Raw genomic sequence first — 26,382 nt, forward strand, 5'->3', positions numbered from 1 at the left:
CCTCGCCACGGGGATGTCAGCGATAGGAGGAGGCTCATGAACACCCTCCCATACGCCTGGGCCAAGGCCCAGCGCCTGGTATTGCGCCAGTCCGGGGAGGAGGCGGTGCTGATGGTCTGCCCGTCGACGCCGGGCTGGTCGATCAGTGAAGTCCGTCGCCAGTTCGGCGAGGTCCGGCTGGAGCGGGTGCGTGACGAGGAACTCGACGGCCTGCTCAATACCGCCTACGCCGACACCGGCAGTGCTGCCGCCGTGGTCGGCGCGGCGGAAAACGAGGTGGACCTCGACCGGCTGATGCAGGACATTCCCGAGATCACCGACCTGCTGGACACCCAGGACGGCGCGCCGGTGATCCGCATGATCAACGCGCTGCTGACCCAGGCCGCCCGGGACGAGGCCAGCGACATCCACATCGAACCCTACGAGAGCCATTCGGTGGTGCGCTATCGGGTCGACGGCACGCTGCGTGACGTGGTCTCGCCGCGCAAAGCCTTGCACGGTGCGCTGGTGTCGCGGATCAAGATCATGGCCCAGCTCGACATCGCCGAAAAACGCCTGCCCCAGGACGGCCGCATCGCCCTGCGTGTCGCCGGGCGACCGATCGACATCCGCGTATCCACCGTGCCCACCGGCCATGGCGAGCGGGTGGTGATGCGCCTGCTGGACAAACAGGCCGGACGCTTGCAACTGGAGACTTTGGGGATGGACCCAGACGTGCTCGGCAAGCTCGACCACCTGATCCGCCAGCCCCACGGCATTGTGTTGGTCACCGGCCCCACGGGCAGCGGCAAGACCACCAGCCTGTATGCCGCCCTGGCGCGGCTGGACGCCAGCGTGCACAACATCCTTACCGTCGAAGACCCGGTGGAGTACGACCTGCCGGGCATCAGCCAGATCCAGGTCAACGCGAAAATCGACATGACCTTCGCCCTGGCCCTGCGGGCGATCCTGCGCCAGGACCCGGACATCATCATGATCGGCGAAATCCGCGACCTGGAGACCGCGCAAATTGCCGTGCAGGCCTCGCTCACCGGTCACCTGGTGTTGGCAACGTTGCACACCAACGACGCGGTGTCGGCGATCAACCGCCTGATCGACATGGGCGTCGAACCCTTCCTGCTGGCCTCGTCGATGCTCGGCGTGCTGGCCCAGCGGCTGGTGCGCAGGCTCTGTCCGCACTGCAAACAAGCCGATCCGGCCACGCCTGGCACTTGGCGCCCGGTGGGGTGCCCGAGTTGCAACCAGACTGGCTACAGCGGCCGCACCGGCATTCATGAACTGTTCTGCATCGACGACGACATCCGCACGCTGATCCATCAAGGGGCAGGGGAGCAGGCACTGCGCGCCGCGGCCCGCCAGGCCGGCATGTTCAGCATGCGCGAAGACGGCGAACGCTGGGTGCGCAGTGGCGCCACCGCGCCTGAAGAAATCCTCCGCGTAACACGGGACGCCTGATGAACCGCTACCGTTTCGAAGCCGCCGACGCCCAGGGCAAGATCGAATCCGGGCACTTGGAAGCCGACAGCCAGGGCGCCGTTTTCAACCTGCTGCGCAGTCGCGGGCTGACGGCGTTGCAGGTGCAGCTCGAACGCAACACGGCGCAGGCCAACGGCGGCGGTCTGTTCAGCGCCAAGCTCTCGGACAACGACTTGGCCTGGGCCACCCGGCAACTGGCGAGCCTGCTCGGCGCCAGCCTGCCGCTGGAGGCCGCGCTGAGTGCGACGGTGGAGCAGGCGGAGCGCAAGCACATCGCCCAGACCCTCAGCGCGGTGCGCGCCGATGTGCGCAGTGGCATGCGCCTGGCCGAAGCCTTGGCGGCGCGGCCACGGGACTTTCCGGAAATCTACCGGGCGCTGATTGCCGCCGGCGAAGAGTCCGGCGACCTGGCCCAGGTGATGGAGCGGTTGGCGGACTACATTGAGGAGCGCAACAACCTGCGCGGCAAAATCCTCACGGCATTCATCTATCCCGGCGTGGTGGGGCTGGTGTCGGTCGCCATCGTGATTTTCCTGCTCAGCTACGTGGTGCCGCAGGTGGTCAGCGCGTTCTCCCAGGCCCGCCAGGACTTGCCCGGGCTGACCTTGGCGATGCTCACCGCCAGCGATTTCATCCGGGCCTGGGGCTGGCTGTGTTTTTGCGTGCTGGCCGGGGGCTTCTGGAGTTGGCGCCTGTACCTGCGCCAGCCGGCGGCGCGGTTGAACTGGCATGCGCGGGTACTGCGCCTGCCGCTGATCGGGCGATTTGTGCTGGGCCTCAACACCGCGCGTTTCGCCTCGACCCTGGCGATCCTCGGCGGCGCCGGGGTGCCTTTGCTGCGAGCACTGGAGGCCGCGCGCCAGACCCTCTCCAACGACCGCCTGAGCCTGAGCGTCAGCGATGCCACGGCCAAGGTCCGCGAAGGCGTCAACCTGGCGGCGGCGCTGCGGGTGGAAAAAGTCTTTCCGCCGGTGCTGATCCACCTGATCGCCAGCGGCGAAAAAACCGGCTGCCTGCCACCCATGCTCGAACGCGCCGCGCAAACCCTGTCCCGCGACATCGAACGCCGGGCCATGGGCATGACCGCGCTGCTGGAGCCACTGATGATCGTGGTCATGGGCGGGGTGGTGCTGGTCATCGTCATGGCCGTGCTGCTGCCGATCATCGAGATCAATCAGTTGGTGCAGTAGCAAGGCGCGCACTAACCCGTGGCGAGGGAGCTTGCTCCCGCTGGGCTGCGCAGCAGCCCCAACCCTGACACCCCGGTAAATCAGCCCGATCGATTCAACCTGCTTGGGGTCGCTTCGCAACCCAGCGGGAGCAAGCTCCCTCGCCACAACAGCTGCGAATATTTTTGCACTGCCACAACACCTCCCGTGTCATGCCCGCGCCAAACTCGGGTTCCTCGTTCTGTCATGTTTACCCGCCGCACGACCGCCTGCCGCCGGCTTCCCTTACAACCCTTGCCGTATCCCCGCAAAACCAGCCCGGACCCTCAACCCAGAGCGCTCGAACACCCGAGGAAAAAACTTGAAAAACAGCCCTCAGCTCCCGAGGTTTTTTCCTTTATCTGTCACCGGAAGCTGCGAATTTCTAACCCATGGCCTCACCCCATCGCCATCGGCACAGGACCGAGCGCCATGACGGCAAGCACGCGTCACCCAACCTACGTACGAACACGATGAAAGGAGATTCTTCATGTTTAAGCGCAACGTTCTCGCGGTATCCCTGACCCTCGCCGGCCTCTGCGCCGCTCAGGCCGCCATGGCTGATGTCAACGGCGGTGGTGCTACCTTGCCTCAGCCTCTGTACCAGACTTCCGGTGTTCTGACCGCCGGTTTTGCCCCCTACATCGGCGTGGGCAGCGGCAACGGCAAACTGGCTTTCCTGAACAACGACTACACCAAGTTCGTGGCTGGCAACACCAGCAAGAACGTGCACTGGGCTGGCAGCGATTCGAAGCTCAGCACCACTGAGCTGAACAACTACGTCACTGCCCACGGCGCTGCCTGGGGCCCACTGATCCAGGTACCTTCGGTTGCCACCTCGGTAGCCATTCCGTTCAACAAGACCGGCACCGCCAACGTTAACCTCAGCGTCGCTCAGTTGTGCGGCGTGTTCGCCGGCACGCTGACTGACTGGAACCAGATCACCGGTTCCGGCCGTTCCGGCCCGATCACTGTGACTTATCGTGCTGAGAGCAGCGGTACTACCGAACTGTTCACCCGCTTTCTGAACGCCAAGTGCCCTACAGCTGTACCCGCTGTGCCCGGCACTTTCGCCATCACCACCAACTTCGCCTCCAGCTATAGCCTTGGCCTGCCAGCCGGCGCCGTAGCCGCCACTGGTAGCCAAGCTGTGATGGATGCGGTGAATGCTGCCCAAGGTCGCATCACCTACATGAGCCCGGATTACGCCGCCACCACCTTGGCCGGCCTGGACGACGCCACCAAGGTCGCTCGCGTTGCCGGTGTTTCCCCAGCCCCGGCCAACGTGTCGGCCGCAATCGCAGCCGTCACCGTGCCTGCTGCCGCCAACCGCGCTAACCCGAACGCCTGGGTACCGGTATTCGCCGCAACTACCAACCCTAGCGATCCAAGCGTTGTGGCTTACCCAACCACCGGCTACCCGATCCTGGGCTTCACTAACGTGATCTTCAGCCAGTGCTACGCCAACGCTGCACAAACCACTCAGGTGCGTGATTTCTTCACCCGTCATTACAACGCAACTGCGGCTAACAGCAACGATGCCGCAATCACCGCCAACCGTTTTGTGCCTTTGCCAGCTGCCTGGAAGCAAGCTGTTCGTAGCAGCTTCCTCACCAGCACCAACGCTCTCAGCATTGGTAACACCAACGTTTGCAACGGCATTGGTCGTCCGCTGTAACACCACGCCTGAGCAACACGCAACACCGATCAGCAACGGCGAAAGCCGTTGCTGATTTCTTTGTAGTTAACGGTTGTTGTTTCACACCCTTCAGCCGCGCTTACGGTCGATGCACTCGGGTAAGGCGCCGCTTCTCAAGACAGGAGTCTTGTCATGTTCAATCGTTTATCCAAGGCTGTTGCATTGCTGTGCAGCGGTATATGCGCGCCGTTGGCAATGGCGGATGTCAACGGTGGCGGCGCTACCTTGCCCCAGCCGCTTTACCAAACGCCTGGCGTGTTGACGGCCGGTTTCGCTCCCTACATCGGTGTGGGTAGCGGCAATGGCAAACAGGCTTTCCTGAGCAATGACTACACCAGATTCGTGGCAGGCGACACCAGCAAGAACGTTCACTGGGCCGCCAGCGATTCGAAGCTCACGTCGACTGAGTTGAGCTACTACAACTCTACTCACAGTGCCACTTGGGGGCCATTGATCCAGGTGCCCTCGGCAGCGACCTCAGTTGCCATTCCGTTCAATAAGGCCGGCACCGCCAATGTCGATCTGAGCGTTAACCAACTGTGCGGGATCTTCTCCGGTCGCCTGACCGACTGGAGCCAGATCAACGGCTCTGGCCGTACCGGTCCAATCACTGTGGTTTACCGTGCCGAGAGCAGCGGAACCACGGAATTGTTCACCCGCTTCCTGCGCGCAAAGTGCGCGGAAACAGGCAGCTTCTCTGTCACCACCAACTTCGCCTCCACCTATAGTGGCGGCCTACCGGCCGGTGCAGTATCAGCTAACCGCAGTCAAGGTGTCATGGATGCGGTGAACGCAGCTCAAGGTCGTATTACCTACATGAGCCCTGCCTATGCGGCGTCGACGCTAGCGGGTCTTGATGACGCCACAAAAGTGGCGCGGGTTGGTGGTATTTCTCCGGCACCAGCAAACATTTCGGCGGCCATCGCTGCTGTTCCAGTACCAGCCGCCGCCAACCGCGCCAACCCGAACGCCTGGGTGCCAGTGTTCGCCGCAACCACCAACCCTAACGATCCAAGCGTCGTGGCTTACCCTACTACCGGCTACCCGATCTTGGGCTTCACCAACGTGATCTTCAGCCAGTGCTATGCCGACGCCACCCAGAGTACGCAAGTGCGAGGCTTCATCGCCCGTCACTATAACGGCTTAGTAGCCAGCACCAACGACGCAGCGATCACCGCCAACCGTTTTGTGCCGTTGCCAGCTGCCTGGAAGCAAGCTGTTCGTAGCAGCTTCCTGACCGCTACCAACGCCCTTAGCATCGGCCACGCCAACACTTGCAACGGCATCGGTCGTCCGCTGTAAGCCCACGCTTGAACGACCCGCAATACCCGATCAGCAACGGCGCAAGCCGTTGCTGATTTTTTTCGTCACACCCGTACCAACACAGCCATATGAAATTTTCATGACATCCGTTCGGTCCCGAGCGGCTGTAACCGCCTATCCCCTATAACCAACGCTAGCAGCTTGATAGCACTGCGTTGCGCCCCCTTAGAGCGAACCCGAAAGGATGAGTAGGATGCTGCGCTGCAAACCCCAGACGAACCTGAATGCCCCACGTCGCGATGGCGAGTTGTCGATGTTGCGACTCAAGCCGCTGGCCCAGGCCATTGCCCTGCTGATGGTGGCCGGCAATGCCCACGCAGCGACGGCGTTCAGTTCGGCCTGGTTTGCCGCCAAGGGCGCGCCTCAGGCCGGCGGTGCGGGGCGACCTGCAACGGCGCAGCCAGGCATGCCGCCACCCCTGGCGCAGCAGCAGCGGGCCAATGCGCAGTTGCAGCGTTCGCTGACCAACCTCAACAACACCGTGGCCGCCATCGCGGCTCAGCAGGCGGCCCAGGCCGCCGGGCGCCAAGCCGCGCTCGGCCAGGTACAGGTCGTGCCTGACGGCTTGGGCGAGGGCGGGCTCAAGGTCGATAACAGCCTGACCCAGGGCTGGCTCAACGCCAAGGGACCGCAGCAGACCCAGGCCGGTGGCAAGACCACCGTGAAGATCGAGCAGACCGCTGACAAGGCGATTCTCAACTGGGAAACCTTCAACGTCGGCCGTAACACCACGGTGGATTTCCAGCAGCAGTCGGACTGGGCCGTGCTCAACCGGGTCAATGATCCACAGGCGCGAGCGAGCCAGATCCAGGGCCAGATCAAGGGCAACGGCACGGTGATGCTGGTCAACCGCAACGGCATCATTTTCAGCGGCAGCAGCCAGGTCAACGTGCGCAACCTGGCGGCGGTGGCGGCGAACATCAGCGATGAGCAGTTCAGCCAGCGCGGGTTGTACGTCGATGCCACCGGCACCCAGCCAACCTTCACCGATGCCGCCGGCAAGGTCGAAGTGCAACGCGGTGCGCAAATTGAAACCCACCGCGCCGCCACTTCAACCGCAGGCGGTGGCTATGCCTTGCTGCTGGGTTCGGAAGTGGAAAACGCCGGCTCCATCATCACCGCCAAGGGCCAGACCACCCTGGCGGCGGGCGACAGCTTCTACATCCGCCGGGGCCAGGGCACCAGCGGCAACTTGCGCTCCACCACCCGTGGCAACGAGGTCGCGACGTCACTCAAGTCAGGCAGCAGCGCCGGCACCGTGATCAACAGTGGCCTGATCCAGGCCAGCACCGGCGACATCACCCTCACTGGACATCACGTGCAGCAGAACGGCGTGGCGGTCGCGAGCAGTTCGGTGGATACGCGCGGCACCGTGCACCTACTCAACGCCGCGAGCGACAGCAGCGGCAGCGTGGCCCTGGGGCAGGGCAGCGCCACGGCGGTGCTGCTCGACGCCGCGGGCGGCAGTGCCCTGGACAGCCAGCGCAATGCCGGATCGGCCGGCCTGGATGGCACGCCGAACAACCTGGTCAGCGGCCAGTTCAACAACCTCAGCAGCGTGGTCGACCGCACCGACCAGTCACGGGTCGAGATCGTCAGTGGCGGCAGCGTCGACTTCCAGAACGGCTCCATCACCCTGGCCACCGGTGGCCAGGTCGCGGTCAGCGCGGCCGGTCGCAGCCTGGTGCGCGATGGCGCGGTGATCGACGTGTCCGGCGCCATCGGTGTCAAGGTGGCGATGGAGTCCAATTCCATCAAGGTCAACGTCCAAGGTAACGAACAACGGGATGCGCCGATCAACCGCGAAGGCGGTAAGTTGACCAACAACGATGTGTGGGTGGACGTGCGCGACCTGGTCTACGTCCCGGCGGGCACCAACGGCTACGCCACTGACCGCTGGTACACGGCGGGAGGTCTGTTGGAGGTTGGCGGTTATCTTGGCACCCGTGGGCACAGCGTCGGGGAGTGGGCGGCCCAGGGCGGTACCCTGACGTTCACTGGCAACGACGTGGTGACCCAGCAGGCGGCTCAGTTGAACCTGTCCGGCGGTACCCTGGATGTACAGAGTGGGTACTTGCGCCAATCCTGGCTCAAGGGCGCCAATGGTCGTCTGTATGAGCTGTCCAAGGCCCCGGGCGACATCCTCTACACCGGCATCTACAAGGGTTACGAAGACCACAGCCAGCGCTGGGGCCAGACCGATTACTACTACAACCCGCTCATTGCCCCTCGCGAACGTTTTGAAGCCGGTTACACCGTCGGGCGCGATGCCGGCAAGCTGGTGGTGTCGACCCGCAACGCCGTGCTGGACGGCCAGATCGTCGGCGAGGTCTACCAGGGCGAACGCCAGACCCAGGCGCCCAACCTCAACCTCGACGGCTACCAGCAATCGCAAAACGCCGTGGCCCGTCGGGCGCAATTATGGGTGGGCAGCGACACGCCGATCTATGACAAGGCCAGTGGCGTGATCAACAGTGGCCTGAACCCCACCTTCGATCAGGTCACCCTTGGCAAGGTGAGCGACAAGCTTGCTGCGGGGCTGGACCTGACCTCGGCGGTCGGCACTGACCGGCAAGGCACGCTGGTGCTGGACAATGCGTTGCTCAATGGCTTCCAGCTCGGCGCGGTCAAGGTAGCGGCGGCTGAAGGCATCAAGGTCGATGGGGCACTCAAGGTCGCCGATGGCGGCGATATCACGCTTTATGCACCGCAGGTCGAGGTGAATGCCGACCTGACGGCCCGCAGCGGTCGCATTGCCTTGGGTAACGTGCTCAAACAGGTCAGGACGGATAATTTCCAGATGGCAGACGTCACACTTTCACCCGCCACGGGACAGCGGGCGACGGTCACCTTGGGCGAAGGCGTCAAGCTGAACACCGCCGGGCGCTGGAGCAATCTGCTGCTCGACGGCAACGACCGCCAAGGCCTGCCGTTCATCAACGGCGGCAGCGTGTCCGTGCGCAGCAGTGGCGATATTGATGTGCAGCAGGGCAGCCTGATTGACGTCAGCTCCGGTGCTGCCGTGATGGCCGATGGCAAGACTCGCGGCGGCAAGGGCGGTGACTTGACCTTGACCGCGAGTACCGGTGCATCGTCCGGTAACGGTGACTTGAACCTCGAAGGTGAACTGCGCGGTACCGGCGTGAGCGGCGGCGGGACCTTGAAGTTGGCGGCCAGCAAAGTGCTGATCGGCAACAGCGGCACCCCCCTCGAACCTGGCACTCTGCAACTGGGCGGCGATTTCTTCGACAAGGGTTTCTCCGCCTATGACATCACCGGCGACGAAGGCCTCACTGTGGCCGACGGGACCCGGGTCGATGTGACGATGCCGGTGTACCGTTTTGGTGAGCAGGCGTTGGACACCGGCAGCGACGCGGAGCCGGCCGCTGCCTTGCAGCGCTGGACGCCGGAGCTGTATCAGGAAGATGCGGTCAAAGGTGTCCTGACCCAGCGTCGTGGTGCGAGCCTGAGCCTCACCGCTGGCACCGCGAATTCCAGCGCCGCCGACATGGCGCGCACGGTATTGAGCTTGGGCAAGGGCAGTGTGATTACCGTTGATCCAGGCCAGGGTATCGATGTCCGGAGCAGCGGGCAATTGACCGCCAACGGCACGCTTAACGCCTGGGGCGGGCGGGTCAGCCTTACCGAGTTGAGCGTTGATGATGCGGTTCGCGATCAGGTCAATGCCCAGGGCCACGGTCGTTCCATCTGGCTGGGCGAGCAGGCGCTGATCGATGTATCGAGCCGGGCAATGACCGCTCAGGATATGCGCGGCCAGACCTATGGCCTGGTGCGCGATGGCGGGCAGATTGTCATCGGTGGCCAGATTGATGCCGCGAAAGGATCGACGTCTGCCTCCGAGCTGTTTGTGGTAGTGCGCGACGGTGCCCGTCTGCAAGCGGATGGCAGCCAGGCCGTGCTGGATGTCGCTGGTCAGGGGCGCACGTTAGTGGCGAGCAACGGCGGCAGCATTTCCCTGGCGTCGGCCAATGGCTTGTATCTGGACGGCGCATTAAGCGCCCGTTCGGGAGGTGCCGGGGCGGCGGGGGGCAGCCTGTCGGTGGCGCTGGAAACTCCCTACTACCTGAAAAGCGCAGTCGATGGCCGGGTGTTGAACGTGCGTGAACTGGTGTTGGAACAGGTGGCTCAGGCACATCGGCTTGGCGACACGGCTGAAACATCGGCGGATTCGCTGGTCTACGGACACGGTCGGCTAGGCGTCGATCAAGTCCAGGCTGGTGGTTTCGACAATTTGTCCTTGTTGAGCAACGGACTGATGAGCGTCGATGGCAACCTGTCGATGTCCCTCGGACAAAGCCTGAGCCTGTACGCCCGCAGCTTTGGATTGAGTGCAACCGCGCCAGCCAATACCCGGGTCGAGTTCAATGCACCCCATGTGTTGCTGTCTACTGCGACAGGGCTGGCGACCACTCGACCGAGTTTTGAGCCTTACACCCGGCCAGTGGTCGATGGTGGCGGGGTGTCTCTATCGGCGAACAAGGCGGTGTTTTCCGTCAACGCCGATCTGCTGGATGTGCAAGGCAATGTGATGTTCAGCAGCAAAGGCACAGTGAGGCAGGCCGATGGCAGCACAGTGGGACTTGAGCGCGCAGGTTTCGATCAGGTCCAGCTGAGCAGCCGGGGTGATTTGCGATTCCTGGCCGGGTTCTCGAGCGCCGATATGCCTACGGGTTTTACCACTCAGTTGCTGACCCCTTCGGATATGCTGTTGCAAGCGGCCCAGTTGTATCCGGCGACCGGGGTTGGGGCTCGGGTATTGGCGGGGTATGGGTGGGGCACATCTAACGGCACCTCTCTTTACGATCCGACGCGCAGCCTGGTTATCGGGCGAACCACCAAGGCCATACCACAAGTGCCTTATTCGGCATTCGGTCACTTGCAACTGGGCAGTGCGCAGATCGAGCAGGGTGGGGTCGTTCGGGCGCCGTTGGGATTAATTGAAATCGGCACCAATGACATCACTGGCGTCACTGCCCGGGTGGATTTGCTGCCCAACAGTCTCACTTCAGTCAGTGGCCTCGGTCTGGTGCTGCCTTATGGCGGTACCGTCGATGGTCAGAGTTATGAGTACGCGGGCAAGAAGGTGGTGTTCCTGGGGCAAGGGGCTATGCCGTCTGCCAACGGTGATCTGAACATCGGCGTAATTCTGGGCGGAAAGTCTGTAATGGCCCAGGAAGGCTCGGTACTCGATCTTTCCGGTGGCGGTGATCTGCTCGGCGCCGGTTTCATCTCCGGCCGTGGTGGTTCCACCGATGCGCGCTTCAACCCGCTGGTGCAAATCGGTGCCAACGGCGGCTTTACGTTGCCTGGCCTGTCCAGCAACCCGGTCTATGCCATTGTGCCGGGTAATCAAAGTCCATACGCGCCAGTGGCGCCCGAGGGCGGCGCCGTCGACCCGAGGGTCGGCCAGCAAATCACCATCGGTGCCGGTGTGCCGGGGCTGGCCGCGGGTACCTATACACTGATGCCGTCCACCTATGCCTTGTTGCCTGGGGCGTTCCGGGTGGAGGTCAACGGCCTCGCGGGTCAGGGTTCCACGACGGGTGCGCTGCAGATGCGCAACGGCTCCTGGACCACCGCCGGGGTGCTGTCGGTGGCCAATTCCGAGCATCGCAACCGTCTGGCCAGCCAGATCATCCTGACTTCAGGCGATGTGCTGCGTCGCTATTCGCAGTACAACGAAACTAGCTATGCCCAGTTCGCTGTAGCCGACGCCGCACGCCTGGGCGTGCCTCGGGCCCTATTGCCGGTGGACGCCAAGACCTTGAAGTTGAAGCTGGCCCCAGGGGCGGGAGACCAAGCGTTCTCCTTCAAGGGCATTGGTAAGTTCGCGCCCCAGAAAGGTGGCTACGGCGGCACTGTCACGGTAGTGGGTAATGTGGGGGGCGCGCTGGAGGTAGTGGCTGATGGACGCGGGGCTACGGCTGGCTTCGAGGGTGTGACACTCAATGCCGAAAGCCTCAATGCGTTGAACGCATCGCGTCAGGTGATTGGCGGCCAGTTCTATACGCTCTATGGTCAGGGCGGAAATTACATCACGCCGACATTTGCAGCGTCGTCCAGGGTGATCTTGCGTGAAGGCGCGACGCTAGCGGCACCGGAAGTTTTCCTGCTGGCCAACGGCGAGTTGTCGATGGAACAAGGCGCGGCCATCAACACCATCGGCCGTGGCGCGGCGGCCTACGATGCCCGTGACGGTTTTGTCTATGACCTCAATGTGAACGGCCAGAATTTGAGCTTGCTGGCCGCCTCCAACGGCTTGCTCAACGTGCTGGCACCCTCATCGGGCAGCAACGGCACGATCAACATCGGTGGATGCAGCCTGACGCCCTGCAGTGGCGTCACCCGGATTCATTCCGAAGGCAGCATCGCCGCCGCTACCGGGGGCAGCCTGGAACTGGATGAGGGAGTGCGCTATGGCACCCGCCACCTGACGCTGGCCCTGAGCAATATCAACGTCGGTACCTCCCCGGCGTTGAGCGACGCAGCGGCGCGTAATGTCTTGCCGGCCGGTCTGACCCTGAGCCAGACGGTACTCGATCGCCTGTTGCGCGGGGACACCGAATACGGTGCCCCGGCCCTGGAAACTCTTGAACTGTCGGCTCGTGAGGCGTTGAACTTCTACGGCACTGTCAGTCTCGACACCTATGACTCGGCGACGGGCAAGTCGCGGTTGGCCAACCTGATGCTCAGCACCCCGGCCATTTATGGCGCAGGCGGTGCCAGCGACGTAGCGACCATTCGCACCGCCAACCTGATCTGGAACGGTGCCGTCGGCGCGCCGGGTTCGGTCATCGCCGGCGGGGCCGGCACCGGTGCCGGTCGCCTGGACATCCAGGCCCAGCGCATCGAGTTCGGTTATGGCGAGTTCGCCCAACCGAGCTCGATCACCACCCTGGACCGCCTGGCCCTGGGCTTCGCCAACGTCAACCTCAGTGCCAGCGAACGCTTGACCGCCAATCACAAGGGCAGCCTGGCGGTGTATCAGAGCCAGGGCGCCTATGACGCTAAAACGGGCTACGCCTACAGCGGTGGCAACCTGAATATCCTCACCCCGTTGCTGACTGGCGAAGCCGGTTCGGTCAACCGCATCACCGCGGGCGGTGCGGTCAATGTGACGGGCGCGACCGCTAAGCCGGGCACTGTCTCCGGGCTCGGGGGCGAGTTGTCCCTCAAGGGGGCGAGCCTCAACCTGGCCAGTGCGGTGGTGTTGCCCAGCGGCAAACTGACCCTGAGCGCGACGGATGACCTGACCCTGGCCGATGAGGCGCTGATCGACGTGGCGGGTCGCACGGTCACCTTCAACGATGTCACGCGCTACAGCGCTGGTGGCGAGGTGATCCTGCAAAGCCAGAACGGCAACATCCGCCAGGCGGTTGGCTCCAGCATTGATCTGTCGGCGCGCCACAACCAGGCCGGACGGCTCAGCGCCGTGGCCTTGGGCAGCACGGCCGGGGTTGTCGACCTGCAAGGACGAATCCTCGCCAGCAGCACTGGCGAATACGATGCCGGTGGCACGCTCATGCCATACCTGGCCGGTGGCGTGCAAATCCAGGCCCAGCGCCTGGGCGACAATGGCAGTCTCAGCGAACAGTTCGCCGCGTTGAACCAACGCTTGAGCGACGGCCAAGTGTTCGGCTCCCGCAGCTTCCAGCTCAAGCAGGGCGACCTGGTGATCGGCAACGAACTCAAGGCTTCGTCCATTGACGTGTCCCTGGACAACGGCAGCCTGTTGATCAACGGCACGGTGTACGCCAGTGGTGAGCGGGTCGGCAGCATTTACCTGGCTGCCAAGAATGCCCTGACCCTGGGCAGCGGTGCCGTGCTTGACGCCCATGGTCGACGCCTGCGGGTGGACAGCTACGGCAAGATCATCGACTCGCCGAACCGTGCCATCGTTGACTTGACCGCCAGGGAAGGTCTCCTGACCCTGGGTAACGGCGTGCGTATCGATTTGCGCCACGGTACCGAAGTCGCGCTGGGCAGTGCGTCCGGTATGAACGACGGTCGGCCTCGCGGGACGTTGCAACTCAGCGCGCCACGACTGAGTGGCGTGTCGGGGGGCGACGTGGCGATCGATGCCAGTGGTGCCCTGGACGTACAAGGCGCCCGTTCGATTGCGTTGGTTGCTACGTGGCAATACAGCGACGCGCCGCTGGTGAACGTGCCGGCGGCCAGCGGCAAGCCTTATCAGGTCATCAATCAGGCATGGCTGAAGGATGTGGTGGACCCCGACAACACCGCCTTTATCACCAACGCTCACGACAACAACGATCTGTTGCAGCGCAAACTCGCCGGGCTGAACAACAGCCGCTATCGCGACGTGTTCCACCTGCGCCCCGGTGTAGAGGTGGTGAGTGCGACGGCCGATGGCGACCTGGTGGTCCAGGGGGATCTGGACCTGTCGCAATATCGCTATGCGAGCCTCAATCCGCATAACGTTTTGGATGAAAACGTCTACGGCTCCGGCGAATCCGCCAGCCTGACGCTGCGCGCCGGCGGTGACCTGAACATCTATGGCAGCATCACCGACGGTTTTGCCCAGCCGCCCGCCAGCAACGATGACAAGGGCTGGGTGCTGTTGCCAGGCATTGATTTTGCGGCGGGCGATATCGTCGTGCCCGGCACTGGCGTGACCCTGGAGGTCGACACCGCGTTCCCGGCCGGCTCGGTGCTCAACTTCGACGTGCCGCTCAAGGGCGCGACCCTGGCTGCGGGAACGCGGTTGCCGGTCGCCGCCACGCTGGATCAGCCAATGGTACTGCCGGCCGGCACGGTGCTGGCCGCGGCGGTGCATGACGCACAGGGCAATCTGTTGTTCGCGGCCGGCACGTTGTTGGCTTCGACCCAAACCCTGCAGGCGGGCACGGTGCTCGGGGCGGGCAGCCTGCTGGGCAGCAGCGCAACGATAGGCAACCTGATCTGGCCCAAAGGCGTTGCGTTGCCAGACATTGAAGGCGCGAGTAACGGCTTGACCAACGTGCTGCGTCTCAGCAGCGCCCTGGCACTGAGTGTGGGTTCGAAAATTCCGTCAGGTACCGACATCAAGTTGCCGGCCGGTGTCGAGTCGGTGCAGTTGCGTCCGGAAGTGGCGGGGAGCAACTGGGCCATCGCGCCGATGCTGGCCGAGGGCTCGCAGTCCTGGTCATTGCGACTGGTGGCCGGTGCCGATACGCAGGCGGCGGACAGTCGGGTCGTACGGCCGGTGCTGGCGGGTGGTGATCTGCATTTGGCTGATAGTCACTACGGCACGTTCGGCGTGGCGTCGATGGTCTGGACCGAAGCAGGATCGCTGGATTGGTTCGGCGACACCAGCATGGTGGGGCTGCCGGTTGACTTTGAAGTTTTTGATTACCCCAACTTATGTGTCGACAATCCACTTCATTGTGAAGCTGGCGGAGCACCTGAATACGAGCCCGGCAGCCAACGTTGGAGTGTCATTCGCACCGGCGCAGCGGACTTGGAGCTGCTGTCGGCAGGTGATCTGAAAATGGACTCGCTGTACGGCGTCTATACCGCCGGCAGTTCAGCCAGCGAAACGTACGCCAACGACCCGTACAACCAACCCAAGGCGCGTGCGGCGGCGGGCAAGGTGCTCAATGATGCACTAGGTGAAAACGAGCAATTCGTGGATGGCGGTTCCAATAGTCTTTACCGCGCCTGGTACCCGGACTTTGGCGGCAACCTGAGTTTGAAGGTCGGCGGCAATCTGACCGGTAATAGCCTGGATGTATCGAGTGCGAGTATAGGGCGGCCCAATGGAGGAGACATTGGTTACGATACGGTCAACGTCGGTAATTGGCTGTGGCGTCAGGGCAATGGCTCAGTCGCAACCGGTACGCAGGCACAACCCACCGCTTGGTGGATCAATTTTGGTAGTTACACCGCCGCGAAGGACGGCAAGGCTGACCTGATGGTTGGGTTTACCGGTTTCGGTACTCTGGGCGGCGGTAACCTGAATGTTCAGGTCGCCGGCGATGCGGGGGAGCTCGAACAGATGGCAGGGAGTCGTCTTGTGCCAGGCAGCAACAGCCGCAGCCAAGGACTGGTTCTTGCCGTGGGCAGCACCGGGCGTGTGGGCGCTGATGGCAGCCTGCAATTGACCGGTGGTGGTGATCTCAACCTGCGTGTAGGCGGCGCCTTGAATCCCGATAGCGCGTTCGTCGACGGGCATCTGAACGGTGCGGTCATCAACCTGCGGGGCCACGCGCAGATCGACAGCGGTGCCATCGGTCGAATTGACCTGCGCTATGGCAACGTTGCTTCGGCACAGTCTCCGGGGGAAACGCGTGCGTACGACTCCTTCAGAGCCACACGTAGCCTGCCAACAGGCGGGCTGACCCTGATGCCGGGCGATGCCACGTTCGATCTGACAACTTCGGGCGACCTGGTAGTGATGGACGTAGCGGACCCTGGCCGGGCGCCGATGATGAGCGTATCGCCCTTCAAAGATGGCGCCACTAACGGATCCGGCGTGAGCTGGTTTTCGTTATGGACCGCCAACACGGCAGTTGATCTGTGGTCATCGGGGGGGAATCTGACGCCTGTGGTGCCAGAGGTCGAGACGGATCTGGCGGTGGTCTACCCATCGATCGTGAGGGCTGTGGCGGCCAATGGCAGCCTTTACTATGGCAAGTCCTCGGTATGGGATGGAACAGGTTATGACGGCAACAATCGTCCAGCCCTGTTGCTCGCTCCCGGCATCAACAGTGAGTTGCAATTCATGGCCGGCGATTCCATCTACGGCGGCGACATGTCGGTCAGTCGTTCCGGTGCATCCTCCGCAGCCCTGGCAACGCCGTTCAGGCCAGCCTTTGTGGGTATCGTCGAGACTGTCGAATCCGGTCCCGTCATAAAAGCCAGCAATCTCTCAGCCGATGGCAACCTCGCTCGCCCTAGTGCGAACATATTGCCGCTGTTTGCCTTCGACACCAGCAGTACCTCAGGCGAATGGGCCCTCAATGACGACCCTGCGCGCTTCTATGCGCTGGAAGGTGATTTGCTGGCTGTCACCAGCGGACGGTCGATGACATCGGCATCCGTTGGCAGGTGGCCAGGGCGAATCGCCTACGAAGGCGCCGGAGCTGTACGAATGATGGCAGGACGAGACATCGTCAGTAGCGGGATTCCACTGGGCGGCTCTTTGAGCAACAACTCCCAGGCAGGGGATTACACCAGCGCCGGCAACCTCTTCATCCACAACAACCCCACCGACATCTCAATCGTTTCAGCCGGGCGCGACATCCTCTACAGCAGCTTCAACGTCGCCGGCCCCGGCCTGCTGGAGATCACCGCCGGACGCAACATCCTGATGGATGACAAGGTCAGCATCACCAGTATCGGCGCCGTGGTGCCGGGGGATTCGCGCTCCGGGGCGAGCCTGGTGCTGCAAGCCGGCGCGGGCCTCGACGGCGCGGATTACCAGCGCTTCGTCAAGGCGTACCTGGACCCGGCGAACCAGGCCCTGGCCGGAGTCCCGCTGGCGGACCAGGATGGCAAGGTCGCCAAGACCTACGAAGCGGAGCTGCTGAAGTGGCTCAAGGCGCGCTTCGGCTTCAGCGGCGACACCGAGCAGGCCCGCAGTTTCTTCGCCGCGTTGCCGGCGGAGCAGCAGCGGGTGTTTGCCCGCGACGTGTACTTCGCCGAGCTCAAGGCCGGTGGTCGTGAGTACAACGAAGTCGGCGGCGTGCGCCAGGGCAGCTACCTGCGCGGACGAGAGGCGATCGAGCTGTTGTTCCCGACCAAGGATGTGGCGGGCAATGCGATCACCTACAAGGGCGACATCACCATGTTTGGCGGGGCAGGGGTGCACACCGATTTCGGCGGCAGCATCCAGATGCTCACTCCCGGTGGCGGGCAGACGTTCGGCATCGAAGGCAACGCGCCGCCGTCCACCGCCGGGGTCATCACCCAGGGCGAGGGCGATATCCAGTTGTATGCGAAAAACAGCATCCTGCTGGGGCAGAGCCGGATCATGACCACTTTTGGTGGTTCGATCCTCAGTTGGTCGGCTCAGGGTGATATCAACGCCGGTCGTGGTTCGAAGACCACCGTGGTCTACACGCCGCCCAAGCGCCTGTACGACACCTGGGGCAACGTGACCCTGTCGCCATCGGTGCCGAGCACGGGGGCCGGTATCGCCACTCTCAACCCGATTCCAGAGGTAGCGCCGGGGGATATCGACCTGATCGCGCCGTTGGGCACCATCGATGCGGGCGAGGCGGGGATCCGTGTGTCAGGTAACGTCAACATTGCGGCGTTGACGGTGGTCAACGCAGCCAACATCCAGACCCAGGGCAAATCCACCGGCGTGCCGTTGGCGGCTTCGGTGAACACCGGGGCGATCACCTCGGCCAGTTCGGCGGCGTCCTCGGCCACGCAAGCGGCGGAAGACGTAGCGCGCCAGCAGCAGAACGCGGCGCGGCAGAACCAGGCCTCGGTGTTTACCGTGCAGGTGGTGAGTTTCGGCTCCGAGCAACTGGCGCCTTCGCGTGATGGCGCCAGCCGTGAGGCGCCACGTACCTATGATCCGGCCAGTCCGGTGCAGGTGCTGGGTGCCGGGCCGTTGGACGAGCAGGCGCGGCAGCGGTTGACCGAGGAGGAGCGGGGGCGGTTGAGCCTGTAAACCGAGTCGCGGCCTTCGCGAGCAGGCTCGCTCCCACAGGGGTTGTTGTGCCTGGAAGCCTTCGGGCACCCGGTCCTCCCTTGTCACAGGGTTTGTTGTGCCCGGGCATCATCGGGCCCCCATTATCCCCGTGGCGAGGGAGCTTGCTCCCGCTGGGCTGCGAAGCGGCCCCAAGCCAGTCACTGCGGTGTGTCAGGCTGATTCTCCGTCAGCCTTTTTGGGGCTGCTGCGCACCCCAGCGGGAGCAAGCTCCCTCGCCACGACAGCTGCGGCGCTCTCTCAAATGAAGCTTTCATGACAAAAGTTCGGTAGCACATCGCCATTCCCGTCATGCCTGTGTGACGTGTTCGAGGGGACCTTTCAGGTCGTTTGGAGCCGGGGCGCGAAGCCGGGAGTGAGGCGATGGGGACTATGGAACGTTATTCGAAAGTGGGCATGCAGGAGCTGGACCAGCGGCTGTCGAAGATCGTCGAGGCGGCGCGCAAGCAGCCGGTCTCGGTGTATCGCTACGGTGCGCCGTGGGTCTGGATCGTTTCCCAGGATGACTGGCAGGGCGCGCTCAAGGAAGTGTCCAGCTACATCCCCCAGGGCCACTCCCTGGTGCTGTTACGGCCACAGATCGACGACCTGCTGGCCGAACACCGCGACGTGCTGCAGGGCCTCAACGCCGATGCCGGCATGCTCATCGCGCCGCAGACGGCCATGCACATCCTGCTGCTGCAATTGCTCTATTCGGTGCCCAGCGAGCAGCAACTCTACGAACAACTCAATTACAACCTGCTGTTCCGCTGGTTCGTCGGCCTGGACCTGAACCAGAAGGTCTGGAGCTTCAACGTGCTGAGCAAGGACCTCGCCACGCTGCTGGGCGATGCGCGGGCCGTGCGGCTTATCCAGAAAATCATCGGTGAAGTGTTCTGTGGCGCCTTGCTGCAAATGCCCGAGTTCTCCTTGAACTTCGCGCTGCTGCACACCTGGCTGGCCCGGCACGCCACGACATCGACCGCAAGCAATTGAGCCGTACTTTGAATTCAGGGGGTGGTGTGGAGCATTTTTTCAAATCGCGGCCGGCGCTGTGGGGCTGGTTGCTGCTGGCGGTCGGGGGACCGTCGGCACTCGCTGCAGAAGGAGCGCCGGAAGCCGAAGCGGCGCCGGCTCGCCTGGTGGATGTGAACGAGTACTTCGTGCGGGGCAACACCGTGCTGGATGCCCGCGCGATCGAGGAAGCGGTGTATCCGTTCCTTGGCCCGCAAAAGACTTTGAACGACATTGAAGGCGCTCGCGAGGCGCTGCAAAAGGTCTATCAGGCTCGCGGCTACCAATCGGTGTTCGTCGAGTTGCCGGAGCAGAAAGTCGAAGACGGCATTGTCTACCTGCAGGTCAGCGAGACCAAGATCGGCCGCGTGCGGGTGGTCGGTGCCAAGCACTATTCGCCGGTGGAAATCCGCGAAGATGTGCCGGCGCTCAAGGAAGGCGAGGTACCGGACTTCGCCCAGGTCCAGACCGAGCTGGCGCAGTTGAACAAGACCCCGGGGCGCCAGGTCATGCCGCTGGTACGCGAAGGCCAGCGGCCGGGCACCATGGACGTAGACTTGCAGGTCGAGGACCAGGATCCCTGGCAGGCCAGCCTGGGCCTGAACAACGACTACAGCGCCGACACCGAGAAGCTGCGCACGGTCGCCAGCCTCGGCTACAACAACCTCTGGCAACTGGGCCACAGTATTTCGCTGACCTTTTTTACCGCGCCCCAGGACACCGAAAACGCCAAGGTCTGGTCGGGTTCCTACACCGCGCCACTGAGCGAACGCTGGAGCGTGCAGTTCTCCGGTTACCAGTCCGACAGCAACGTGGCGACCGTCGGCGGCAGCAACGTGTTGGGCAAGGGCCACTCCTACGGTGTGTCGGCGATCTACAGCCTGCCGTCCAGTGGCGCATGGGCCAACAGCTTTTCGGTCGGAGTGGATTTCAAGGACTTCGACGAAGAACTCAACCTGGGCGGCGCCAGCGACAAGGCACCGCTCAAGTACGCGCCGTTCACCTTCGCCTACAACGGTTTCCGCTACACCGAAACCAGCCAATTGGGCCTCGGCCTGAGCCTGGTGGCAGGCACCCGTAGCCTGCTGGGTTATGGCAGCGACGACGAGGAATTTGACTACAAGCGCTACCGCGCCAGCCCAAGCTTTGCGGTGCTCAAGGGCGACGGCAATTACACCTTCACGTTTGGCAGCGACTGGCAGACCGCCTCCAAAGCCGCCTTCCAGCTGGCCTCCGGGCCGCTGGTCTCCAATGAACAGTTCTCCGCCGGCGGCGCCACGTCGGTACGCGGCTACCTGGCCGCCGAGCGCACCGCTGACGACGGCTACCTGTTGTCCCAGGAGCTGCGCACGCCCACGCTGGCCAGGTTTCTCGGCAGCTATGTCCAGGAGTGGCGCTTCTATGCCTTCGCCGAGGGTGCGCAGCTGTACCTGCGCGACGAGCTGCCCGACCAGGATCCCGATTACAGCCTCGCCAGCGTCGGCCTCGGTACCCGCGCGAGCCTGAGCAAATGGCTGTCCGGGAGCCTTGATTGGGGCTTTCCGCTGCTCGACGGGCCGAACACCACGAAACAGGAATCGCGCCTGCACTTCAACCTGCAAGCGACGTTTTGAACCCAGGAGTCATGTCCATGCAACGCTTATTCATACCGCTGTTGATCTGCCTGGGGCTGCTGCTTCCGGCGACCGCCAACGCCTGGTGGCAGGACGATTGGCACTACCGCAAACAGATTTCGGTGGACACCACGCCGCAAGGCGCGGCCATCGCCCAGGCCTTGGGTCGCACGGCGTTGCTGGTACGCCTGCACACCGGCAACTTCACCTTTGACGGGGTCAAGGAGGATGGTTCGGACCTGCGCTTCGTCAGTGCCGACGACAAGACCGTGCTCAATCACCAGATCGAAAGCTTCGACCCGTTGATGGGCATGGCCCTGATCTGGGTCGATGTGCCGAACGTCGAGGGTGGCCAGCGCCAGGATCTGTGGATGTACTATGGCAACCAGAAAGCCCCGGCCACCGCCAGCGGCCAACTGGCCTTCGATCCGGACTACACCGCGCTGTATCACTTCGACGGTGCCACCGGAATTCCGCCACGGGACACCACGGCCTATGGCAACAGCGCCCAGGGCGCGGCGGGCGTGAGCATCGACGGCGTGATCGGCCGGGCCCTGCAACTCAACGGCCAGCCACTGTTGCTACCGGCCAGTCCGTCGCTGCAACACACCGCCGGCGCCGCGTTCACCTTCAGCACCTGGCTGCGCCAGGACCAGGCCAGCGGCGAGCAAATCGTCCTGGCCCGTCGCGAAGCTGCCGCCAGTCTGTTGGTTGGGGTCAACCAAGGGGTGCCGTTCGTAGCGATCAATGATCAGCGTGCGGTCTCGACCCAGCCGCTGAACCCCGGCCAATGGCAGCACCTGGCATTGACCGCCTCGGGTGATCGGGTCGTGCTGTACGTCAATGGCCGCGAAGCCGCGAGCCTGGCGCTGGCAATGCCGGCGTTCAATTCGCCGATCGCCTTGGGGGCAGACGTTGCCGCCGGCACCTTCGCGCCGTTCAGCGGGGCCATGGACGAGGCGCGCCTGTCCAAGGTCGCCCGGCCCGCGCCGCTGCTCCTGGCCGATGCCAACGCTCAGGGCGCCGAATCGAAACTGGTGGCCTACGGTGTTGATGAAGAACAGTCCGGCTTCGGTTTCGGCAGCCTCGGTTTCCTGCTCAATGCCGTGCCGCTGGACGCCTGGGTGATCATCGCCGTGCTGGTGCTGATGATGTTCCAGTCGTGGGTCATCATGATCCGCAAGAACCGCATGGTCAGTCGTCTCAGTGCCGCCAACGAAGCGTTCCGCGAGCAGTTCGCCCGGATCGGCACGCGCCTGGAGATGTTCGCCGACGACCAGGAACTTGCCCAGCGCCTGCAGCATTCGTCCCTGTGGCGCCTGTACCTGGTGGCGGTCAAGGAAATCCGTACCCGCCGCGAACAAGGCGCCGACACCTCGACCGTCTCGGCCGCCACTATCGAAGCGATCCGCTGCTCCATGGATGGCGTGCGCACCCGCGAAAACCAGGCGCTGAGTTCGAAGCTCTCGACCCTGTCCAACGCCATCGCCGGCGGCCCGTACATCGGCCTGCTCGGCACCGTGCTGGGGATCATGGTGGTGTTCCTTGGCACGGCCATGGCCGGTGACGTCAACATCAACGCCATCGCCCCGGGCATGGCCGCCGCGTTGCTGGCCACCGCCATGGGCCTGTTCGTCGCGATCCCGGCGCTGTTTGGCTACAACCGCCTGATCACCCGCAACAAGGAAGTCAGCGCCGACATGCGGGTGTTCGTCGACGAGTTCATCACGCGTTTGGCGGAGATGCACGGCGAAGGCCAGTCCGGCGAAGCGGCTCATCGCCGTGACCATCACGTCCAATCGTCCGTACCGGCCTGAGGAGCATCGCCATGGCTAGCGTAAATACGTCACACGATGACGACGATGATGCAGCGGTCGACAGCATCAACGTCACGCCGCTGGTGGATGTGCTCATGGTGGTGCTGGTGATGTTCATCCTCACCGCCACGGCGCAGGTCTCAGGCATCCAGATCAACCTGCCCAAGGCCAGCGCCTCGGTGTCGTTGTCGGAGGCCAAGACCAAGGCGATTTCGGTAAATGACGGTGGTCAGGTATTCCTCGATGCCTACCCGGTGACCCTGGCCGAGCTGGAGGAGCGCCTGCGCATCGAGAAGGCCCAGAGCCCGGACTTCCCGGTGATCGTGCGCGGCGACGCCACGGTGCAGTACCAGAAAGTCATCGAAGTGCTGGATCTGTTGCGGCGCCTGGAACTGTCCCAAGTCGGTCTGGTGACCGGCAAACCGAGCCAGGGCTGATCATGACCGCCAGACTTCCCGTCAACCCGCCCCCCGTGAAGCGCTCGCCGCTGCGCCTGCTCAAGTGGGCCGCCGGCCTGGCGCTGGCTGGCCTGGCGGCGTGGCTGCTGTGGCAATGGGCCAACGACATGAGCGGCGTGCGCCGTGAAGCGCCGAAGGTGCCGACGATTATCCCGCTGCCGCCACCACCGCCGCCGCCACCGGAAAAACCCAAGGAGCCGGAACCCAAGGTCGAGGAAAAAGTGCCCGAGCCCGAACCGACCCCGAAGCCCGAAGAGGTCAAGCCCGAGGAAGAAGCGCCGCCGTCGCCGGTGGATGACCTGGCCAACCCGATGCAGATGGACGGTGACGCCCAGGCCGGCAACGACGCTTTCAACATTGGCGCGGGCAAGGGCGGCGGCATGGCCGGGGCAGGGGGCGGACGCCTCGGCAACGGCACCTACAGCCAGTTTCTGGCGTTCACCTTCCAGCGCTTGCTGCGGGAGAACCCTGACTTGCGCAGCCTGGCGTTTTCGCTGCAGGCCGATGTCTGGCTCAGCGCGGTGGGGGAGATCACCCGTGTCGAGCTGGTCAAGTCCAGCGGCAACCCGCAGGTGGATGAGCAAGTGATCGCCGCCCTGCGTGCCGCGCCGCATCTGAGTGAACGGCCTCCGGCCTCCCTGACTTTGCCCGTGCGCCTGTCCTTGCAGGGACGGCGTCCGGGTTAACCCGAATTCTTTAAAGTTTGCCAACAGGAGTTGTGTGCAGATGATTGCCAATGTGAATCGATTGTCGTGGGCGGTCGGCCTGGTTGTCTTGAGCCTGGCCGGGCACGCGTCGGCAGCCCCGGCGCCTTCGGAAAACGCCACGATCAATCTGATCCGCCTGCTGGTGCAGCAGGGCGTACTGAAGCAGGACCAGGCCGATGGCCTGATCGCCCAGGCCGAGCGCGAAGCCGTGCAGGCCCGTCAGGCTGCCACTGCCGTTGCTGCCGCACCCGCCGGTGCGCCCGGGGATGTGCGGGTGCAGTACGTGCCGAACATCGTGCGTGAGCAGATCCGCGACCAGGTCAAGGCCGAAGTCATGGCCACCGCCAAACAGGAAAACTGGGCTCAACCCAACACCTTTCCGGATTGGGTCTCGCGCATCAGTTTTGATGGCGATATCCGCCTGCGGGACGAGTCGCGCTACTACTCGGGCACCAACAGCAACCAGATCGTCGACTTCGCTCGCCTCAACGACCGCGGCCCCTATGACGTCAACCCCAACAGCAGCTCGAACCTGCCGCCCTTGCTCAACACCCGCGAGGACCGCGAAAACCTCTTCCGCCTGCGGGCGCGCCTGGGCATGAAGGCGGTGATCGCGCCCGAGTGGACCGCGGGCATCCGTATCGGCACCGGCTCGGACAACAATCCGGTGTCCACCACCCAGACCCTCGGTGGCGGCTTCGGCAAGAAAGACATCTGGCTCGACCAGGGTTACCTGACCTGGAAGCCCTCGGATGAGTTGACCCTAACCGGCGGGCGTATCGCCAACCCGTTCTACTCCACTGACCTGCTGTACTCCGGCGACCTGAACTTCGATGGCGTGGCGGCGATTTTCAACCGCAAGCTCAGCCAGGACTTCGGCCTGTTCGGCACCGTCGGCGCGTTCCCGGTGGAGTACACCAACGACACCAGCACCAGCAACGGCACCGACAAGGAAGAGAGCGACAACAAGTGGCTGTATGGCGCGCAACTGGGCGCCAACTGGGCAATCAACGACAGCAACCGCGTCAAGGGTGCGCTGGCCTATTACCGCTTCGACGACATCGAAGGCCAGCGCTCGTCGCCATGCGAGCCCTGGGCCGGTGACCCGGGCTGCGACACCGACGGCTCGCGCGTGGCGTTCATGCAGAAGGGCAACACCGTGTTCCTGCTGCGCGACATCACGCCCAATCCGCTCAATCCGTCTGCCACGCCACAGCCGCAATACGTCGGCCTGGCCTCGGAGTTCAACCTGCTGGACCTGAACCTGGCGTGGGACACCGATCTGCCGGAAGACCTGAAGCTGCGCAGCCAGGCGCATTACGTGCATAACCTCGGTTATGACGAAGGTGAAATGCGCAAACGTTCGGAAGGGCAGTTCGCCAACAACCTCGATGAGAACGGTGAAGTCGAGAGCGGAGCCAACGCCTGGATGCTCCAGTTCACCCTGGGTAACTCCCTGGAGCTCAAGCGCCAGGGCGACTGGAACATGTTCGCCGGCTACAAGTACATCCAGCCGGACGCCTTGCCGGACGGCTTCAACGATTCCTCATTCCACCTGGGCGGCACCAACGCCAAGGGCTATTTCCTGGGCGGCAACTACGGCTTGGCGAACAATGTCTTCGCCACCGGCCGCTGGCTGAGTTCCGAAGCGGTGTACGGCGCGCCGTACGACATCGATGTCCTGCAGCTTGAAATCAACACGCGCTTCTAAGCGCCGGGAGGCCTCATGAAAAGGCGAACCATCAACCCTTGTCCGGTCGCGTTGCTGCTGGGCCTGCTGCTCAGTCCGTTATTGATCGGCAGCGCCCACGGCGAAGGTCTGGAAGAGCGCCTGCGCACGCAACTGCGCAGCACCACCGCCCAGTTGCAGACGTTGCAGAGCGAACAGGCCCAGGCCAGCGTCGCCCGCCAGGCGGCGGAAAACCGCGCCAAGGAAGCCGAGGCGCAGGTCAAGCGCCTGACCGCCGAGCTGGCCAAGGCGCAAGGCCTGGCCGAACAACTGGCCGGGCGCCAGGAAAGCCTGCAAAGCCAGGCCCAGGCCCAAGCCGCGGCCAGCCATGAGCAGATCGGCAAGTTCAAGAAGGCCTACGACGAGCTGCTGGTAATGGCCCGGGGCAAGGAAACCGAACGGGCCCGTCTCGAAGCCCGGTTGAATGAACGTGACACACAAGTGCAGCAATGTTCGGTCAAGAATCAGCAGATGTACGACGTCGCCAAGGAACTGCTGCACGCCTACGAAACCATCGACGTGACCGACGTCATGAAGATCCGCCAGCCGTTTGCCGGCAAGGCCCGGGTACGTTTCGAAGAGTTGGCCCAGGGTTTTGGCGATGATCTCTACAAGAACCGTTTCGATGCGCCCCAGGCCTCGATCACCCATTGATAGCGCAAGGAAGAACCAAC

At 63.6% G+C, this 26,382-nt stretch carries 12 protein-coding genes; all 12 read left to right on the plus strand.

Translation table 11 applies throughout. The annotated features are described in order from the left end of the window. Nucleotides 1-36: 36 nt before the first annotated feature. The 12 genes from gspE (at nt 37) to M1E16_RS13440 (ending at nt 26,362) form a co-directional block, all read left to right on the plus strand. A complete protein-coding gene (gene gspE, locus M1E16_RS13385) occupies nt 37-1,455 on the plus strand; it encodes a type II secretion system ATPase GspE (RefSeq protein WP_434700586.1) in 1,419 nt (472 codons plus the stop codon). Next, complete coding sequence (gene gspF / locus M1E16_RS13390; RefSeq protein WP_458130214.1) at nt 1,455-2,666, plus strand: type II secretion system inner membrane protein GspF; 1,212 nt, start codon at nt 1,455-1,457, stop codon at nt 2,664-2,666. The genes gspE and gspF overlap by 1 nt, the downstream gene beginning before the upstream one ends. Before the next feature lie 508 nt (nt 2,667-3,174). Then, nucleotides 3,175-4,362 carry a substrate-binding domain-containing protein gene (locus M1E16_RS13395; protein ID WP_434600754.1) on the plus strand — a complete coding sequence of 396 codons (1,188 nt, stop codon included), beginning with the start codon at nt 3,175-3,177 and terminating at the stop codon, nt 4,360-4,362. Nucleotides 4,363-4,515: 153 nt separating this feature from the next. After that, on the plus strand, nt 4,516-5,685 hold the full coding sequence (locus M1E16_RS13400; protein WP_434600755.1) for a substrate-binding domain-containing protein: 1,170 nt from the start codon (nt 4,516-4,518) through the stop codon (nt 5,683-5,685). Nucleotides 5,686-5,899: 214 nt separating this feature from the next. Further along, nucleotides 5,900-18,352: a filamentous haemagglutinin family protein gene (locus tag M1E16_RS13405; protein ID WP_458130215.1), complete on the plus strand. Its 12,453-nt coding sequence runs from the start codon at nt 5,900-5,902 to the stop codon at nt 18,350-18,352. Between the two features lie 411 nt (nt 18,353-18,763). Next, nucleotides 18,764-19,366, plus strand: a complete 603-nt coding sequence (locus M1E16_RS13410; RefSeq protein ID WP_370871120.1) for a transposase — start codon at nt 18,764-18,766, stop codon at nt 19,364-19,366. Nucleotides 19,367-19,392: 26 nt separating this feature from the next. Next, entirely contained in the window at nt 19,393-20,997 is a 1,605-nt protein-coding gene (locus M1E16_RS13415; RefSeq protein WP_458130216.1) for a ShlB/FhaC/HecB family hemolysin secretion/activation protein, read from the plus strand. 17 nt (nt 20,998-21,014) lie between these two features. Continuing rightward, nucleotides 21,015-22,814 carry a DUF2341 domain-containing protein gene (locus M1E16_RS13420; protein WP_458130217.1) on the plus strand — a complete coding sequence of 600 codons (1,800 nt, stop codon included), beginning with the start codon at nt 21,015-21,017 and terminating at the stop codon, nt 22,812-22,814. Between the two features lie 11 nt (nt 22,815-22,825). Further along, nucleotides 22,826-23,251, plus strand: coding sequence for an ExbD/TolR family protein (locus M1E16_RS13425; protein ID WP_434568441.1), 426 nt, complete (start codon nt 22,826-22,828; stop codon nt 23,249-23,251). A 2-nt stretch (nt 23,252-23,253) separates the two neighbouring features. Next, nucleotides 23,254-23,958 (plus strand): TonB family protein, encoded by a 705-nt coding sequence (locus M1E16_RS13430; protein ID WP_458130218.1) that lies wholly within the window; start codon nt 23,254-23,256, stop codon nt 23,956-23,958. Nucleotides 23,959-23,998: 40 nt separating this feature from the next. Continuing rightward, on the plus strand, nt 23,999-25,690 hold the full coding sequence (locus tag M1E16_RS13435; protein WP_458130219.1) for a putative porin: 1,692 nt from the start codon (nt 23,999-24,001) through the stop codon (nt 25,688-25,690). Between the two features lie 15 nt (nt 25,691-25,705). Beyond that, the gene (locus M1E16_RS13440; protein WP_458130220.1) at nt 25,706-26,362 is read left to right on the plus strand and encodes a DNA repair protein; all 657 of its coding nucleotides are present in this window, start codon (nt 25,706-25,708) and stop codon (nt 26,360-26,362) included. Nucleotides 26,363-26,382: the final 20 nt, after the last annotated feature.

Source organism: Pseudomonas sp. Z2-11 (assembly GCF_054161305.1).

Coding starts and splice junctions, on each gene's coding strand:
- M1E16_RS13395 (WP_434600754.1), top strand. CDS start 3,175: ATGTTTAAGCGCAACGTTCTCGCGGTATCCCTGACCCTCGCCGGCCTC.
- M1E16_RS13405 (WP_458130215.1), top strand. CDS start 5,900: ATGCTGCGCTGCAAACCCCAGACGAACCTGAATGCCCCACGTCGCGAT.
- M1E16_RS13430 (WP_458130218.1), top strand. CDS start 23,254: ATGACCGCCAGACTTCCCGTCAACCCGCCCCCCGTGAAGCGCTCGCCG.
- M1E16_RS13400 (WP_434600755.1), top strand. CDS start 4,516: ATGTTCAATCGTTTATCCAAGGCTGTTGCATTGCTGTGCAGCGGTATA.
- M1E16_RS13420 (WP_458130217.1), top strand. CDS start 21,015: ATGCAACGCTTATTCATACCGCTGTTGATCTGCCTGGGGCTGCTGCTT.
- M1E16_RS13410 (WP_370871120.1), top strand. CDS start 18,764: ATGGAACGTTATTCGAAAGTGGGCATGCAGGAGCTGGACCAGCGGCTG.
- M1E16_RS13440 (WP_458130220.1), top strand. CDS start 25,706: ATGAAAAGGCGAACCATCAACCCTTGTCCGGTCGCGTTGCTGCTGGGC.
- gspE (WP_434700586.1), top strand. CDS start 37: ATGAACACCCTCCCATACGCCTGGGCCAAGGCCCAGCGCCTGGTATTG.
- M1E16_RS13425 (WP_434568441.1), top strand. CDS start 22,826: ATGGCTAGCGTAAATACGTCACACGATGACGACGATGATGCAGCGGTC.
- gspF (WP_458130214.1), top strand. CDS start 1,455: ATGAACCGCTACCGTTTCGAAGCCGCCGACGCCCAGGGCAAGATCGAA.
- M1E16_RS13435 (WP_458130219.1), top strand. CDS start 23,999: ATGATTGCCAATGTGAATCGATTGTCGTGGGCGGTCGGCCTGGTTGTC.